Origin of the sequence: Bizionia paragorgiae (assembly GCF_900107625.1) — a bacterium.
Classification (GTDB): domain Bacteria; phylum Bacteroidota; class Bacteroidia; order Flavobacteriales; family Flavobacteriaceae; genus Bizionia; species Bizionia paragorgiae.
On the sequence record NZ_FNQK01000002.1, the window covers coordinates 213,587 to 230,394 of the forward strand.

A 16,808-nucleotide genomic window follows, 5' to 3' on the forward strand; every position below is an offset into this window, starting at 1 on the left:
TTTAACAAGAATTATCCTTTAGAAACTTTTAAGGTCATTCCTGGTTTTAATTTATTACCACTAATACCGTTCCAATCTTTAATATTTTGAACAGAAACTCCTGGAAATTTTTGTGAAATACTCCATAAGGAATCGCCACTCTTCACTTTATAGGTTTTAGCAGTACTACTAGTCACGGTCGTTTTTGAAGCCTGACTAACGCTTGACGGGTTTCTAGGATAAATCGTTAAACGCTGACCAACTTTAAGATTATTACTTCGTAAGCCGTTCCATTGTTTTATCTGACTGACTCTAACACCAAATTTACGGGCTATTTTACCTAAATAATCACCGCTCCTCACTTTATACCGCGTTTTGGTATCTACCTCTACTAATTGTGGTAACGGCTTTTCTCGTGCGTCTAATTCCTTTTGAACGAATTGATAAATTTTATCTTCGTTATTTACAAAAGTACCGACATATTCACGCGGTAATCTTAACGTATAATTTTTGCCTTTTATATACGGGATAACGTCTAATTTGTAAGCGGGATTTAAAAACTGTAAAGTGGCCATATCCACTCCAGTATACTCAGAGACCTGGCCTAAAGTTATGGTTTTCTTAACTCTAATCGTATCTGTTTCAACGTAATTAAATTGTGGTTTGTGTTTTACAAATCCGTGTTCTTCAGCATATTCAAAGATGTACATAGTGGCTAAAAACGCAGGAACATACCCTGCTGTTTCACGTGGTAAATTAGGTCTAATATTCCAATAATTTCGAGATCCTCCCGAACGTCTTATTGCTTTATTTACATTTCCAGGACCCGAGTTATAAGCTGCCAACGCCAAATCCCAATCATCGAAAATCTCATATAATCGCGCCAAATATTTAGCTGCCGATTCTGTAGATTTTATAGGATCACTTCGCTCATCGACATAGCTACTTACATCTAATCCATACTGCCTACCAGTAGCGAACATAAACTGCCATAATCCCGTCGCTCCTACTCTAGATTTAGCTCTAGGTTTTAGTGCCGATTCTACAATTGCGAGATATTTCATCTCTAAAGGAATATTATAATTATCCAATTCACGCTCGAACATTGGGAAATAAAAATTACTTAATCCCATTAATCGTTCTAGAGAGTGATGTCTTCTTTTTAAAAACGATTTAATAACACTTTCTAATCCTGGATTGTATTCCACATTAAAAGGTGTACGGGCATTTAAGCGTTCTAACCGTGCCTTTAAAGTATCGGTAGACAATTCAGGATACTCTACAACTTCATATTTTAAGTTGGTAACATCGCGATAAATCGTATCAAATAAAGAGTTATTATACAGCTCTTCAATCCATTTCTTATCGTAATCTGATGCGACCTTATCATCTTGTAAAACTTCAGAAGGTTTTAACAATTCATCAGACGACTTTAAGTACGTTTTACCATCGATAAGCGTGTCTAAAATTTCAAGATTTTCTGTTACTACTTCAGTAGCATTTATGTTGGTAACCTTTAGGCTGTCATTCTTTTTCGACACGATTAGTGTATCTTGTCCGTAGCTTTGAGCAGCACAAAACAGAGTACCTAATAGTATACTGTATAATGTATATAATTTCATTACTGTTATTTAGTTTTAAGTCTAACGTTACTAAACAGTTTTTCTTATTTAATCGTTTAAAATAGCAACAATTCCTGGCAAGGTTTTACCTTCTAAGCTTTCTAACATTGCGCCACCACCAGTACTCACATAACTCACCTTTTTCTCGAAGCCAAATTGTTTTACTGCGGCTACCGAATCCCCGCCACCTACAAGTGAAAAGGCACCATTTTTAGTTGCTTCAGCGATAGAATCTCCCAATCCAATAGTTCCTTTAGCGAAGGTTTCCATTTCAAAAACACCTAGTGGACCATTCCATAAAATGGTTTTACACTGCATCACAACATCATGAAATTGTTTTATAGACTCTGGTCCCACATCTAAACCTTGAAAGCCATCTGGGATTGCATTAATAGCGACCACCTGAGTATTTGCTGTATTACTAAAAGCATCGGCAGCTAAAGCATCTACAGGAATATGAATTTTTACATTTTTTTCTTCGGCTTGTTTTAAAATAGATAAAGCCAAGTCCATTTTATCATCCTCACAGATAGAATCACCAATCTTACCGCCTTGAGCTTTCACAAAAGTAAAGGCCATTCCACCACCAATAATTAAATGGTCTATTTTATCTAATATATTTTCGATAATAGTAATTTTAGAGGATACTTTGGCACCTCCTAAAATAGCTAATACTGGTTTTTCACCGTCCTTTAATACTTTATCGATACTCTTTATTTCCTTTTCTAAAAGACTTCCAAAACATTTCTTTCCCGGAAAAAACTGAGCAATTACTGTTGTCGATGCATGTGCTCTATGAGCCGTACCAAAAGCATCATTAACATAAATATCACCTAATTTTGAAAGCTGTTCAGCGAATGCTGTATCACCAGCTGTTTCTTCATCGTGAAAACGTAAATTCTCAAGAATTAAAAGTTCTCCAGGCTGTAAATTTGCTGCTGCTTCTTCAGCTTCAGCTCCCACACAATTAGAAACAAATTTTGTTTCCACCCCTATAATATCTTCAACTTTACTAATAATATGTTTTAATGAAAACTGATCTTGAACACCTTTTGGTCTCCCTAAGTGAGACATTAAAATACAACTACCACCATCTTCAAGAATTTTAATTAATGTCGGTTTTGCAGAGGCAATTCTTGTAGCATCTGTAACCATAAAATTCTCATCCAAAGGGACGTTAAAATCAACACGAATTAATGCTTTCTTATCTTTAAAATTAAAATCTTGTAAAGTCTTCATTTGAATATTATAATTATTATAAGTCTATTTTTAATCATAAACACTTGTTAAACAAGGTGTTTACACTATTATTTAAGGATTAAAAATTTATCTAAATCGCTTCAAATATATGCAAATACTGTGATACTCTTTTGCGATCACTCTTAAAAATTAAAAGTGTAAAACATATTGAAACCAAAAAATAGTTTTTATTTGTTATCTAAAGTATATTTGCGCTATGCAATTCAGTGATATTTTAGGTCAAACACATATAAAAAAACATCTTACGCAAAGCGTAGATAACGGAAGAATTCCTCATGCCCAATTATTTGTTGGTCCAGAGGGCTCTGGGACTTTACCCATGGCTATTGCCTATGCTCAGTATATTTTGTGCAAAAATTCTGACGGAGAAAATAACTCGGGAAACGCCAGTTGTAACTCTAAATTCGAATCGTTTGCACATCCGGATTTACATTTTGCCTTTCCAGTTACGAGCAATGATAAAATTAAAAAACATCCCGTTTCTAAACATTTTATTGAAGAATGGCACGAGTTATTAAGTAAACAACCTTATGGTAATTTATTTGATTGGTACAAATACTTAGGGGTAGACAATAAACAAGGGCAAATTGGTGTCGATGAGGCACAAGATATTGTAAAGGCTTTAAGTTTAAAGGCCTATGACGGTGGTTATAAAGTAATGATTATTTGGATGGCCGAAAAAATGAATACTTCGGCTTCTAATAAACTTTTAAAACTGATTGAAGAACCGCCAAATAAAACTGTTTTTATTCTAATAGCTGAAGATGAAGAACAAATAATTACCACGATAAAATCTAGATGTCAATTATTACACTTCCCGCCATTAGCAGAATTTGATATTAAAGAAGCATTAATTAAAACTTATGATATAAATGATGCTGAAGCAACTAAAATAGCGCATCAAGCAAATGGTAATTACAATAAAGCCTGCGATTTAGTCTATCAAGATAGCGAGGATATTCAGTTTGAAACTTGGTTTATTTTTTGGATTCGTGCTGCTTTTAAAGCTAAAGGAAACAAGGCAGCCATTCATGATTTAATTTCGTGGAGTGAGGATATCGCAAAAACAGGCCGAGAAACGCAAAAACAGTTTCTTAATTTTTGTTTAGATTTTTTCCGACAAGCACTGCTGCTAAATTATGGTACTCCAGATTTAGTATTTATGGATATTAAAACCGAAAAATTTAAACTAGAAAATTTCGCGCCTTTTGTTCATAACAATAATATTTTAGACATCTCCCAAGAAATCCAAGACGCTATTTATCATATTGAACGTAACGGAAATTCAAAAATTATTCTTACCGATTTATCTATTAAATTAACACGTTTACTACATAAAAAATCGGAATAAAATAAGCTGTATTCGTTTTAAATCTTTTTAAGACCACCCTTTTTGATGTTTATATTTAGGATCCACACCTTACTTAAAAAATCAACTTTAATAAAGGCCTTCCGAAGCATAAAAACATCATAAAAATTATCTGAATTATAGAGATTCACATAATAGCTATTACCGTTACCCTTAAAAATCTTAGAATTTACCCCTTTACTTTTTAGTTCATTTTGATAGCGAATAGCCTCATCAAAATCATAGACCAAAGTCGCTATAATATAATAACCCGATTCGACATCTTCCAAAATTGTCGATTCCTGATTTAAAACCCGCTTAAAGGTTTGGGTTTCATAAATATAATCTTCGACAGTTAAGAGTTTTTCATAATTATCACGATTTAAAGCCAAGGAATTATAACCCGGAGACTCCGGTAATATTTGTCCTTTAGGCCGGTAAATTTTATCGTCTTTTGGCGCGACCTTTTGTTTTTGTTTTAACCAAATAGGCAAAGGTTTATCAGAGGTTTCTTGCGAATAGTCTATTGCTCGCCTTTGTTCTGTTTTTGGTGGTTTTGATGAAGGTCTCGAAACAAATACATCTTCTTTTTTAGGAGCGTCAACCACCCAAACTTTAGAGGTTTTACTTTTAGAACTTAAGTCTTTCTCTTCATTAATTTTACTTGCTCGTAGTGGTTGTTGAACTTTAGCAACGCTAGGCTCTTTTTTTGGTTTAAATTCAGTCATTTTAGGAGCCGGTTTCTTATAAGAACTCACCTCCCCTTCTTTATTCACCAATTTATCCTTCTTCTTTTTCTCTAGTAATTCTTCCGCTTCTAAGCTGTTTTCAGCTTTGGTCCTCGCCTTTTTAGCCTTAGTATCTTCTGCTCTTTGCTGTTGGCTAACAGCACCTACAAGAGTGCGTTCTTTTTGTTGCTGTTGCTCGTAAAACACTTTACTAATTTCGGTTTGGAAAGCCGTAAAAAACAGATAAAAGCGATCGGATCGTGTATTAAAAATAAGATCAACCTTTTGCGTATTGTTATCGATAATAGGTTGCGATTGATTCGGAATCGTAACGGTAGCGATATCGAATCCCAGTGTGTTTATACTCGCCGGATTACGACTAATAAATTCAGAATCATCTCTTGTGATTTTACTGTTGAAAAAATTATTTCGGGAACGCTGATTTGTACTTAGCAACATCATGCGTTTGAGCACAGGATTAGAAATTAAAATCTCATCGTCTATTAAAGCAGAATCCCCTTCTAAAGCTGATAAGGTAATAGAAGTGTTTATTTCACCTTCTTCTAAAGCCATAAAATTATCGAAAGTCACTTTTACAGCGTCACTACCTACGTGGGCAAAACCGTTATACGTCGTAATATACTGTGGATTTTTCGTCGGTGCTTCATAAACCACATAAAGCAACCATCCAGCAGCACTCCCACCAGAAACAAAGCCCTGTGTTGCGGTTACGTTTGCTACGGTGTATTCACCATTAGTTTCTTTAGCATGCTTTAAGAGTTTAGTTACATCGGCTTGACAGACATAAGGTGAATTTAAAGAAAATGCTTTATCATTAGCGCCATCAAAAATGATATCTCCATTAATATTTTTATAGGTGTCGGTTCCTGGTAATTTGAATTTTATCTTACTAATAGCACTTCGGTTTTTAACCCGTTTTCCTTGAAATAAAAACTGTCCTCCAGACTCCTGCCTATGACCCCGTTCATAACTATACGTTGCTGCCCAATACAGCACAGCATATTTTATTTTAGTATGGTTAGCTGGCAATTCTAAAATGGCCGAACTCGAACTAAAAGTCGTGTCGTCCTGATCAATATCGGTATAGGTCATATCGATATCATCGTTGGTTAACGAGATATCATTAAAAGAAGTTATAGCATCTTTACCCATTATTGTATTACCAATCACAGTAGCATTGCCATAAATATAAAACTCCTTTTGAGCTTTAAAAGGTAGTGTTACCTGCGCCGTGGTTAATTTTGTAAAGGCAAAGAAAATGAGTAACAACCAATGGGACGTTTTCATCATCTTAAATAGAAATAATTAATAGCATTTAAATATAAGTATTAAAATTAAATCTATTGATATATAGCATATTATAAACAAAAAAAAGCGTTAAACTGCTGTTTAACGCTTTTAAAATAGTACTAAACTATTAAGTTGTACGTCCTATTTTTTGTATTCTTTGTTTAAAGCTTCGATTACAATATTGGTTAAATCATTCTCTTCAGAACCATAAAGAACTGTAGCAGCGACTTCGCTAGTACCAAGAATATAAGTATAACCATTTGCTTTACCGTAGTCTTTTACAAAGGTCTTTACTCGTGCGATAACACTATCAACATCCGTTCTAAACTCTTGAGTAATTTGTTGTCTTTCGAATTGTAATTTTTGATCTTGAGCTTGTTTTTTTTGAACTAGAGCTTGGTAATTTTTCTCTTGATTTGCTCTGGACATTTTTTCAACATTCTTTTGAAATTCTAAAACTTCTGCTTGAATAGCTTCATCTAAACTATCGGCTTTTGCATTAAACGCATCCTCCTTGATTTTGTATTTAGCTTCTAAATCTAATTTCTCTTGGATTTCATTAATCACTTTTCCGTTATCGACAAATGCTATCTTTTGTTTCTCACAAGAAGTTAATGCTAAACATGCGAAAAGGATTACTAAGTAATATTTCATTTTATATTTTTTTTAAAGGTTTTGGCAAAAGTATAAAAGTACGGCCGACTTTCATTTTTTTAAGCTCATTATACATATATAAATAATATTTATATTAAATTTTATTTAAATAAATTAAATCTATTAAAAACCATTAAATTTAAAGGGGTTTAAAGCGGTTTTACATTTTATTCGATACACAATACTTAATCAACGGTAAAAACCCCTTAAATCGCTTTAAAATTCGTTTTTACCTGTTTTTTATACAGTATATAAGAGAAGAATACTCAGAAGTCTGTTTTGCTTTACTATTTGAGATCCAACCGCGATAAAAAGCTCTAAACACCTGCCAGGTACTTTTCTTATATTTTTCAGAAAGCAAGCTTACATAATAGGCATCAAAAACCATTGGCAGTGTTTTTACCACGTCCATTTCTTTTTTACTAAACAATCGACTTATAGCATCTTGAGAGAAGTGCCACAAATGTCTCGGCACATCAAAAGCTGCCCAAAACTGTTTATAATACCTTGCATCATAACTTTTGTAATTAGGCACAGCTACGATTAGCGTACCATCTTTTTTTAATAAACGTTGCAATACGTTAATATGTTCTTCAAGATTTGGTAAATGTTCTAAAACATGCCACAAGGTAATCACATCAAAACTATGAGAGGTAAATTGATCTAGAGCATCCGTATTATAAATTTCGATTCCCGTATTTGATTTCGCAATAGCACGCGCTTTATCATCTGGTTCCACTCCGGTTATATTCCATTTATTTTTCTGAGCTTCCGCTAAAAATGCACCAGTTCCACAACCTATATCTAAAAGCTGTTTTCCGGTTGAAGAACAACTATTAATTAGTTTAACTTTTCGTTTTAATGAAATAGTACGAACAGCGTGATATACTTTTTCAAAAAGATTACGTTTCGCATTCGTGTGTGAAATATAATCCTCACTCTTATAATATTCCGGTAATTTATCTTTTGAAGGCTGCGGATAGGTTTCTAAATAATCCCATTCCTTATTATAAATTAATTGAAAGGTTTCACCAGATACTGTAAAATCTTTGACCGCATTATACAAAGACGCTGTTTTATTTATTTCCACTCAAAAGTAATTTAGAAAGATAAAGTGGGTTGTGTTCCACGTGAAACACAACCCACTTGTATAATTATTTAACGACCCATATAAACTAATAACACTGAAATATCACTCGGAGAAACACCACTAATTCGCGATGCTTGTGACACGGTTACGGGTTGTATTTTATTTAATTTTTCACGAGCCTCTAAACTCATAGATTGCAATTTAGAATAATCAAAATTAGCGGGAATTTTTACATTTTCTAACCTGTTTAATTTATCAGCATTATTCTTTTCCTTATCGATATAACCAGAATATTTAACCTGAATTTCTGCTTGCTCGATAACTTCGCTATCCAAATTATTAGAAGTAATATACTCCTCGACCGCATCAAATTGACGCACATCGTCTATGGTAATATTTGGTCTAGCAAACAACTTAAACATTTTTCCTTGCTGCTTAACTGGAGCAGAATTTTTAGCGATTAAAACAGGATTAGCCTCCTCGGCTGTTACGCTTGTATTTCTAAAAAATTGGACTAACTTTTCAGAAGCCTCCTGTTTTTCTTCCATACGTTTTAAACGTTTTTCACTAGCTAATCCCAATTCATAACCTTTAGGCGTTAATCTGAAATCGGCATTATCTTGACGCAATAAGGTTCTATATTCCGCACGAGAAGTAAACATACGATAAGGCTCTTCAGTACCCTTGGTAATCAAATCATCTACCAATACACCAATATACGCCTCGTTACGTTGTAATATAAATGGATCGCGTTCTTGAACTTTTAAAGCAGCATTTATACCTGCCATTAAGCCTTGAGAAGCCGCTTCCTCATACCCTGTTGTACCATTAATCTGACCTGCAAAAAACAAACCATCCACTAACTTCGTCTCTAAAGTGTGCTTTAATTGTGTTGGCGGAAAGTAATCGTATTCTATAGCATAACCCGGTCTAAAAAATTTGACATTCTCAAAACCAACCACCGAACGTAGAGCTTTAAACTGAATATCTTCTGGCAAGGATGTAGAAAACCCATTTATATAATACTCTACCGTATTCCATCCTTCGGGCTCCACAAATAATTGATGACGATCCTTATCTGCAAAACGATTAATCTTATCTTCTATAGACGGACAATAGCGTGGTCCTAAACTTTGAATTCTACCATTAAACATCGGCGAACGATCGAAACCTTCACGCAACAAATCGTGTACCTTTTCACTGGTATAACTCATATGACAAGAGCGCTGATGCGTTAATGGTTTAGTGACATCTAAATAAGAAAATTTCTCAGGCGAAACATCACCTGGTTGTTCAATCATCTTCGAAAAATCTAAAGATCGACCATCAACTCTAGGTGGTGTACCAGTCTTCATTCTACCAGATTCAAACCCCAATTGCACCAATTGTTCGGTAATACCGGTAGCCGCTTTTTCACCAGCTCTACCGCCACCAAAATTTTTATCACCAATATGAATCAATCCATTTAAGAACGTTCCATTTGTAAGAACTACCGTTTTAGATTTAATTTTTAACCCTAAAGAAGTAACTACTCCACACACTTTTCCTCCTTCTACTATCAACCCAGAAACCATTTCCTGATAAAAATCTAAGTTCTCTGTTTGCTCCAAAAGTAGTCGCCAATCTTCGGCGAAACGCATACGATCACTTTGAACCCTAGGACTCCACATCGCTGGTCCTTTAGACTTATTTAGCATTTTAAATTGAATAGCACTCGTATCACTTACAATACCACTGTACCCACCTAATGCATCAATTTCTCTTACAATTTGTCCTTTTGCAATTCCTCCCATAGCAGGATTACAAGACATTTGGGCAATGTTTTGAAGGTTCATTGTAATCAACAATGTTTTACTCCCCATATTAGCGGCCGAAGCAGCAGCCTCACTTCCAGCGTGACCAGCTCCAACAACTATAACATCATATTCCTCATTAAACATTATCTGTATATTTTATTTTAGATTGTTCCACGTGAAACAATTATCTAAGGTTATTATATTTTTGCAAAGATAGGGCGAATTAACGACTTTAAACAAGCGCCTTTAAATACGAATCCTCCTTTGCTCTCATCTCTTTAGCTTCCTCGGAAGTTTTATCTTTATAACCACAAAAATGTAGTAAGCCGTGTACCATCACACGACATAATTCATCATTAAAAGAGACCTCCAAATCTTTGGCATTATCTGCAACACGTTCAGTAGAAATAAAAATATCACCTTCCAACTGTTTGCCCACAGAATAATCAAAACCGATAACATCGGTAAGCGTATCATGTTCTAAGAATTCCACGTTCAATTTATGTAGATAATCATCATCACAGAAAATATAATTAATCTCAGAAATAGAACAATTTTCGGCGCTTATAACCGATATTAACCAAGTAGATAAACGCCCTTCATTTGATAGGCTAAAATCATTTTCATAATTAAAATGTATCATGTAATACTATTATAGTTAACAGATGTACTAAAAAAAAAGAAGAACTAACAACTAGTTTAACAAACTAACAACATATAGTTATAACAGACTAACTTAATCGGTCGTTTGAATTTTAAAATAATTCTGAACCTTTTCCTTATAAATCGGCTGCAAAGGTAAGGTTTGCTTATTTAAAATTTCGATTGAATTAAAATATTCTTTAGCCTTAGGAATTTGATTCTGTGTTGTATTCTCAAAAGTCTTAGTATTGGTATCTGCCTTACGTTTTGTGTCTTGACCTTGTTGAAAAGTAGCATTTTCAAGTTTTAATAACTGATGCTGTAAATTCATCATTTTACTTAATGTTTGATTGGTAAAACCTTTATTAATCAAATCTAGTTCCACATTTTCCATATCTTTTAAAAGCTGTTTAGCTTCTCTACTTTGTCTTATACCATCCTTCTCCAAACGGTCTTCTAAAGCCTCGCGAATACGCTGTTGTTCTTGATATATTTGGTATAACTCCCCATTTAAATCTTCATTAAAACCATCTAAACCTTGAGAACCTTCACCATTTCCCTGACCTTTGCCATCCTTACCACCTTTACCAGACTCACCACCAGTACCATCCTCGCCTGATTTACCCTCCTGTCCCTCTTTTCCAGATTCCCCTTCCTTTCCAGGAGTACCTTGCTCCCCAGGCTTTGGACCGTCGCCCTCCTTAGGTTGTCCCTGTTCACCCTTTTTCATACCATCCTTCATCTGCTCATTCAACTCCTCTTGACTCATAATAATATCCGGTAAAGGCATATCACCAGATCCCTGACCCGGTGAAGGAATCATTTGCATTTGCATAGAATCAAACATAGTACTCAACATATTAGCTAAATTATTAGCAGAAGTCACCGCGTACTGTTGAGCAGAAACTCCGTGATAAATATTATTCTCTGCCAACTGATCCAAAGCTTTATCTACATTAAAATACACCTCGTAAATCTGATTATTAATTTGCTCACTGATTTTTGGCTGACGTAAGGAAAGCGCAAATAAACTATCATCTACATGTTCAAAATGTGTACGCAAATCTTTCTGTTTTTTTAGATATTTAGCATATTCATTGTGATTGGTTTCGATAGATCGAAAATCATTCATAACAGCTTCTTCATCAAAAGAAAAAAGCAGCAGATTATCCAAAATCTGTCTCAACATAGTCATATCCTCTTCTAGGCTTTCTTGGCCCGACTGTCCCATTTGCTGTTGCATTTGCATACCCATTTCTTTCATCTTCTGAGCAGCATTCTTTTGTTTTTGTTGCGCATTCTTTTGGGACTCTTGCTGTTCTGAAGGTGAGGACTCGGCGTTTTCCTTTTTTTCTAAAGATTCACTCGCTTGATTTTGTTCTCGCGTTATAGCGGCTTCTTCTTTAGTCTTTCGAGGAAGTTTTAAGGGTTGCTTTAAAGCGGAATTCTCCTTTTGTAATTGATCCATTTCCTCTTGCAACTGTTTAAACTCGTCATTAAGTTTATCCTGTTTCTCTTTCGTATTATCCTTAGAATCTTTGTTAGATAAGGCCTCTTGCTTTTCACCAAGTTTTTGTAATTCCTCTGCTATTTTTTCCATCTTCTTAGATACATAATAACGTTTCGTTAATTCTAAGATCTGCTGTAAACTTCGTTTTTGACTTTTATTTTGCTTAGATAATTTCTCTATTTTTTCTGAAAGTTCTTCTTTAGAAATTTTGTCTTGAATCTTTTTAAGTTCCTCTAAAAGTTTTTCATCACGCTTTAACTGTTCTTCATTTTCCTTTAAACGTTCTTTTAAATCCTCTTTAAAAGGATCTTCTTTTTTATTCTCCTTCTGAAAATCATCTAAATTATCTTTCAACTTTTTATTAAACTCCTGCATCATCTCTTCTTGTTGCTTTTGTCGTTTAATAAATTGATCTAATTTCTTTTTATCATTAAAATTTAATTCCGATTTCTCTTTCTGCGTTTTAGAAAGCTGCTCCAATTCCTTTTGCTGCTTATCAAATTTATCCAAAGCTTTATCTAAACCTTGAATGGTTTCATTTTGTTCTTTTAATTGCTTTTGCTCCTCTTCAGATTGTGTTCGCTTTCGGTATGTAAAAACAGAACTTTTAGTACTTTTTGGTCGACGCGACCCATCATTATCAAAAACCTCAAAATACAATTCGTAAGCAATACCCTCTTTAATATCAATATCATTAGGAAATGCAGTTATAAATTCAGCATAATTAGAAGCGGCTATAGGGATAGACTTCACCTCTTTATTAACCTCATTATCAACAGGATAATACACTAAACGCAGTTTTGATATTCCATAATCATCGCTTGCTTTTCCGTAAAAATAAAGCGTTTGTAAATCTAAAGAATCTACTTTAGTTTCAATTGAAAGTTCTGGATATTGGTCCTTAATAACCGCTAGATTAAAAGCTAAATTCTCATAATCTTTAAGATTAGAATTACTCGTAGAAATAGAATAATCCAAGCCATTAAATAACTGCTTACTTGCCTGAAACGTTTCTGGATTAACAGCTGTAAAAACTAATGTATCACTACTGTATAAGTGCACATTTTCGGTCGCCTTTGTTTGAATTGTCCACGTCACTTTAGTCCCTTGAGGTAACACAGCGTTACCAGAACTTCTAATCACTTCGTCAGGTTTATTAGTATAACTCGGATAATCTAAAGCCATATCAAAACTCAATAAAGTAGGAACCTCTACCACCTGCAAGGTATAGGGTTTAGAATACACACCATTAGCATTTAATCTAAACGAAATATCCGATTTAGGCTGCTCGAATACAAACTCGAAAGCCCCACTACCCTGTTGTTTTAAAAAATAGCTTTCACTATTAAACTCTATTTGGGCAGTTTCTGGAATAACCTCACCATCTGTTTTTACTATCAAGGTAAACGACTGGTTTTCGGTTGTTGTTAACGGATCGTTTAAAACGTAAAACTGAAAAGGTGCTGGTGCCTCATAAGCTGTTTTATAATTCACGACGCGTTCATAACTATCACTAAACCAATTTAATTTTCCTGAAATAGCAACCGCAATAATAATTACTAACGGAATAGCAGCATATTTTAAATACTTAAGATTTTGTTTAAAATTAACCGCCAATTTGAAGGGAATTGGTGATAATTCTTCAGATTTTTGATCAATACTAGCTAAAAGAAGCTCCGACTGTGAATGTTCAGAATGCAATTGTAAAACGTTCAATAGCTTATCGTTCACTTCTGGAAAGTGATCTCCGATAAGTTTAGAAGCTTCAATTGTGTTAATACCTTGTTTTAGATGAAAAAGTTTAGCTAAAGGCAGGGCGATAAACCGATAAAATAAAGCAACTTCTACGGCTATAAATAACCAAAATAAAATAGCACGAGACGTTGTATTTAACCACAAAAGTGATTCGATCGAAAGGGTAATTAAAAAATAAAGTAAGCCGATACTAAAAAATAATATCACGCCTTTAATCAATTCGTTGATATAGTATTTTTTAATAAACTCCTCCAGTTTATTCTGTATGGTTTTAAAAGTACTCAAATCGCCGTTGTTTACTGTGTTTAACTTATAAAACTACAATTTTATTTTTTAGCAAATAAATAATTGCGTGTTAATTGTATCTTTGCAGTCTTAAACACAAGAAAATGTCTAAAAACGTTCGTGTGCGCTTTGCACCAAGTCCAACAGGACCATTACATATTGGAGGCGTTCGTACTGCCTTATTTAACTATTTATTTGCGAAAAAACACAACGGAACTTTCGTTCTAAGAATTGAGGATACCGACCAAAATCGTTTTGTTGAAGGGGCCGAAAAATACATTATCGACTCTTTAAACTGGTGTAATATCCCTTATGATGAAGGTCCAGGAAAAGAAGGAAATTGCGGACCTTACAAACAAAGTGAACGCAAACATTTATATAAACAATATGCTGATGAATTAATAGCTAGCGGCAATGCCTACTACGCTTTTGATACTGCAGAGGAATTAGATTTTCATAGAAAAGATCATGAAGCTAAAGGGAAAACCTTTATTTACAACTGGCATAATAGAGAAAAATTAAATAATTCATTATCACTTTCTGCCGAGGATGTAAAAACCAAATTAGAAGCTGGAGAGGATTATGTGATTCGTTTTAAATCACCTCAAGATCAAATTTTACACCTAAACGATAGTATTCGTGGTGCAATAAAAATTGATACCAACATACTTGACGATAAGGTTTTATTTAAAAGTGATGGTATGCCTACTTACCACCTTGCTAATATTGTTGACGACCATTTAATGGAAATTTCGCACGTTATTAGAGGGGAAGAATGGTTACCAAGTTTAGCATTACACATGCAGTTATATACCGCATTTGGTTGGGAAGCACCAGAGTTTGCACACTTACCATTAATTCTAAAACCAACAGGAAAAGGAAAATTAAGTAAGCGTGATGGTGACAAGTTAGGTTTCCCAGTATTTCCTTTAGAATATACATCTCCAGAAGGAGAAGTCTCAAGAGGGTATAAAGAAGAGGGTTATTTCGCAGAAGCCGTTATTAACTTCTTAGCTTTTTTAGGTTGGAATCCAGGTACAGAACAAGAATTATTTAGTTTAGACGAATTGGTTGCCGCTTTCGAACTAGAACGTGTAAACAAGGCTGGAGCACGTTTTGATCCGGATAAAATAAAATGGTTTAACCACCATTATATGCAAGAGCAAAACGATGATGCTATTGCTGAAACCTTCCAAAAGCAACACAACGAATTAGCTAGTATAGATGTTAATTATATCGCTTTAGTGGTTGGATTAGTTAAAGAACGTGCCACTTTTATTTCAGATTTATGGGAGTTAAGTAGTTATTTCTTTGTTGCACCAGAATCTTATGATGAAAAAGCTTCTAAAAAAGCATTTAAGGACGATACTAAGGACTTAATGCTTCAGTTGGTGGATATTATATCAAAAAATACAGAATTTGAAGTAGAAACGCTTCAAACAGAAATAAAAGGATGGATCACTAGTAACGCTATTGGTTTTGGTAAAATTATGATGCCATTGCGACTAGCCTTAGTTGGTGCTCTACAAGGTCCTGATGTGTTCGATATTATGTATATGATAGGAAAACAAGAAACCGTTAAACGAATAGAAAAAGTGATCGCTATATTATAATAACTTAGCACTAACAATCAAAAAAAGCGAGTCCTTTAGGGAACTCGCTTTTTTTATGCTTTAGAAAAAAATTTAATATTCTATGGAAAGGATGTAACAAACATAGCGTAGGTACTACTAATAAGATAAACATGTGTTTTTCATTCTAAATTAAGATGTTAGTCATTAAATATACCTTAAATTAGAGCAAGTACATTAACCTTATAAAATAAACATTTATGAATCTATTTCTTCCTATTATTATTGTATTCGGAATTATTATATTAATATCTTCCTTCTTTACAGTAAAACAACAGAGTGCAGCTATTGTGCAACGTTTTGGTAAATTCCAAAGCATTCGTCACTCTGGATTACAATTAAAAATTCCTATTATCGATAAAATTGCTGGTCGTTTGAGTTTAAAAATTCAGCAATTAGATGTTATTATTGAAACCAAAACTTTGGATGATGTATTTGTCAAACTTAAAGTTTCAGTACAATACAAAGTGGTGACTGAAAAAGTCTATGATGCCTTTTACAAGTTAGATTATCCGCATGAACAAATAACGAGTTATGTATTTGATGTGGTTCGTGCCGAAGTTCCTAAAATGAAATTGGATGATGTCTTTGTTAAAAAAGATGACATTGCCTTGGCCGTAAAAGCAGAACTTAATGATGCTATGATGGACTACGGATTTGATATCATTAGAACATTAGTTACCGATATCGACCCAGATGCCCAGGTAAAAATAGCTATGAACCGAATTAACGCTGCCGATAGAGAAAAAACTGCCGCTCAATATGAAGGAGATGCACAACGTATTTTAATCGTTGAAAAAGCGAAAGCTGAAGCAGAAAGTAAGCGTTTACAAGGACAAGGTATTGCCGATCAACGTCGTGAGATTGCTCGTGGTCTAGAGGAGTCTGTAGATGTTTTAAACCGTGTTGGTATTAATTCTCAAGAAGCGTCTGCTCTTATTGTAGTAACACAACATTACGATACATTACAAGCTATTGGTAGTGAAACTAACAGTAATTTAATATTACTTCCTAACTCACCACAAGCAGGAAGCCAAATGTTAAATGACATGGTAGCTAGCTTTACAGCAAGTAACCAAATAGGAGAAGCTATGAAAGCGTCTAAAAAGGCTAAAGAATTAGAGGAATAGAAGGTATCTATTACCTACTGCTCCATCAAAAAAAGGCTGCTACTTACGTAACAGCCTTTTTTATATC

Annotated in this window: 11 protein-coding genes; 3 read left to right on the forward strand and 8 right to left on the reverse strand. The window is 34.2% G+C overall.

The genetic code is table 11. The features are described from left to right. Window positions 1–11 precede the first annotated feature (11 nt). Window positions 12–1,601, reverse strand: coding sequence for a LysM peptidoglycan-binding domain-containing protein (locus tag BLV64_RS02200; protein ID WP_092131834.1), 1,590 nt, complete (start codon window positions 1,599–1,601; stop codon window positions 12–14). A gap of 48 nt (window positions 1,602–1,649) precedes the next feature. Beyond that, window positions 1,650–2,840 carry a phosphoglycerate kinase gene (locus BLV64_RS02205; RefSeq protein ID WP_092131837.1) on the reverse strand — a complete coding sequence of 397 codons (1,191 nt, stop codon included), beginning with the start codon at window positions 2,838–2,840 and terminating at the stop codon, window positions 1,650–1,652. Between the two features lie 217 nt (window positions 2,841–3,057). Here BLV64_RS02205 and BLV64_RS02210 point away from each other — a divergent pair, with 217 nt between their 5' ends. Next, complete coding sequence (locus BLV64_RS02210; RefSeq protein WP_092131840.1) at window positions 3,058–4,212, forward strand: DNA polymerase III subunit; 1,155 nt, start codon at window positions 3,058–3,060, stop codon at window positions 4,210–4,212. A gap of 17 nt (window positions 4,213–4,229) precedes the next feature. Here BLV64_RS02210 and BLV64_RS02215 read toward each other — a convergent pair whose 3' ends face one another. From BLV64_RS02215 to BLV64_RS02240, 6 genes are all read right to left on the reverse strand, one after another. Next, a complete protein-coding gene (locus BLV64_RS02215; RefSeq protein ID WP_143034122.1) occupies window positions 4,230–6,248 on the reverse strand; it encodes a hypothetical protein in 2,019 nt (672 codons plus the stop codon). 141 nt (window positions 6,249–6,389) lie between these two features. Next, the gene (locus tag BLV64_RS02220) at window positions 6,390–6,902 is read right to left on the reverse strand and encodes an OmpH/Skp family outer membrane protein (protein WP_092131846.1); all 513 of its coding nucleotides are present in this window, start codon (window positions 6,900–6,902) and stop codon (window positions 6,390–6,392) included. Window positions 6,903–7,131: 229 nt separating this feature from the next. Then, window positions 7,132–7,992 (reverse strand): class I SAM-dependent methyltransferase, encoded by an 861-nt coding sequence (locus BLV64_RS02225; protein ID WP_317042096.1) that lies wholly within the window; start codon window positions 7,990–7,992, stop codon window positions 7,132–7,134. 68 nt (window positions 7,993–8,060) lie between these two features. Then, window positions 8,061–9,932 (reverse strand): tRNA uridine-5-carboxymethylaminomethyl(34) synthesis enzyme MnmG, encoded by a 1,872-nt coding sequence (gene mnmG / locus BLV64_RS02230; RefSeq protein WP_092131849.1) that lies wholly within the window; start codon window positions 9,930–9,932, stop codon window positions 8,061–8,063. A gap of 88 nt (window positions 9,933–10,020) precedes the next feature. Further along, the gene (gene ybeY / locus BLV64_RS02235; RefSeq protein ID WP_092131851.1) at window positions 10,021–10,431 is read right to left on the reverse strand and encodes an rRNA maturation RNase YbeY; all 411 of its coding nucleotides are present in this window, start codon (window positions 10,429–10,431) and stop codon (window positions 10,021–10,023) included. Window positions 10,432–10,524: 93 nt separating this feature from the next. Next, window positions 10,525–13,980 carry a DUF4175 family protein gene (locus BLV64_RS02240; protein WP_092131854.1) on the reverse strand — a complete coding sequence of 1,152 codons (3,456 nt, stop codon included), beginning with the start codon at window positions 13,978–13,980 and terminating at the stop codon, window positions 10,525–10,527. A gap of 104 nt (window positions 13,981–14,084) precedes the next feature. Between BLV64_RS02240 and gltX the strand changes: the two genes are divergently transcribed. Beyond that, complete coding sequence (gene gltX, locus BLV64_RS02245) at window positions 14,085–15,593, forward strand: glutamate--tRNA ligase (RefSeq protein WP_092131857.1); 1,509 nt, start codon at window positions 14,085–14,087, stop codon at window positions 15,591–15,593. 218 nt (window positions 15,594–15,811) lie between these two features. Continuing rightward, entirely contained in the window at window positions 15,812–16,741 is a 930-nt protein-coding gene (locus BLV64_RS02250) for an SPFH domain-containing protein (protein WP_092131859.1), read from the forward strand. Window positions 16,742–16,808 lie beyond the last annotated feature (67 nt).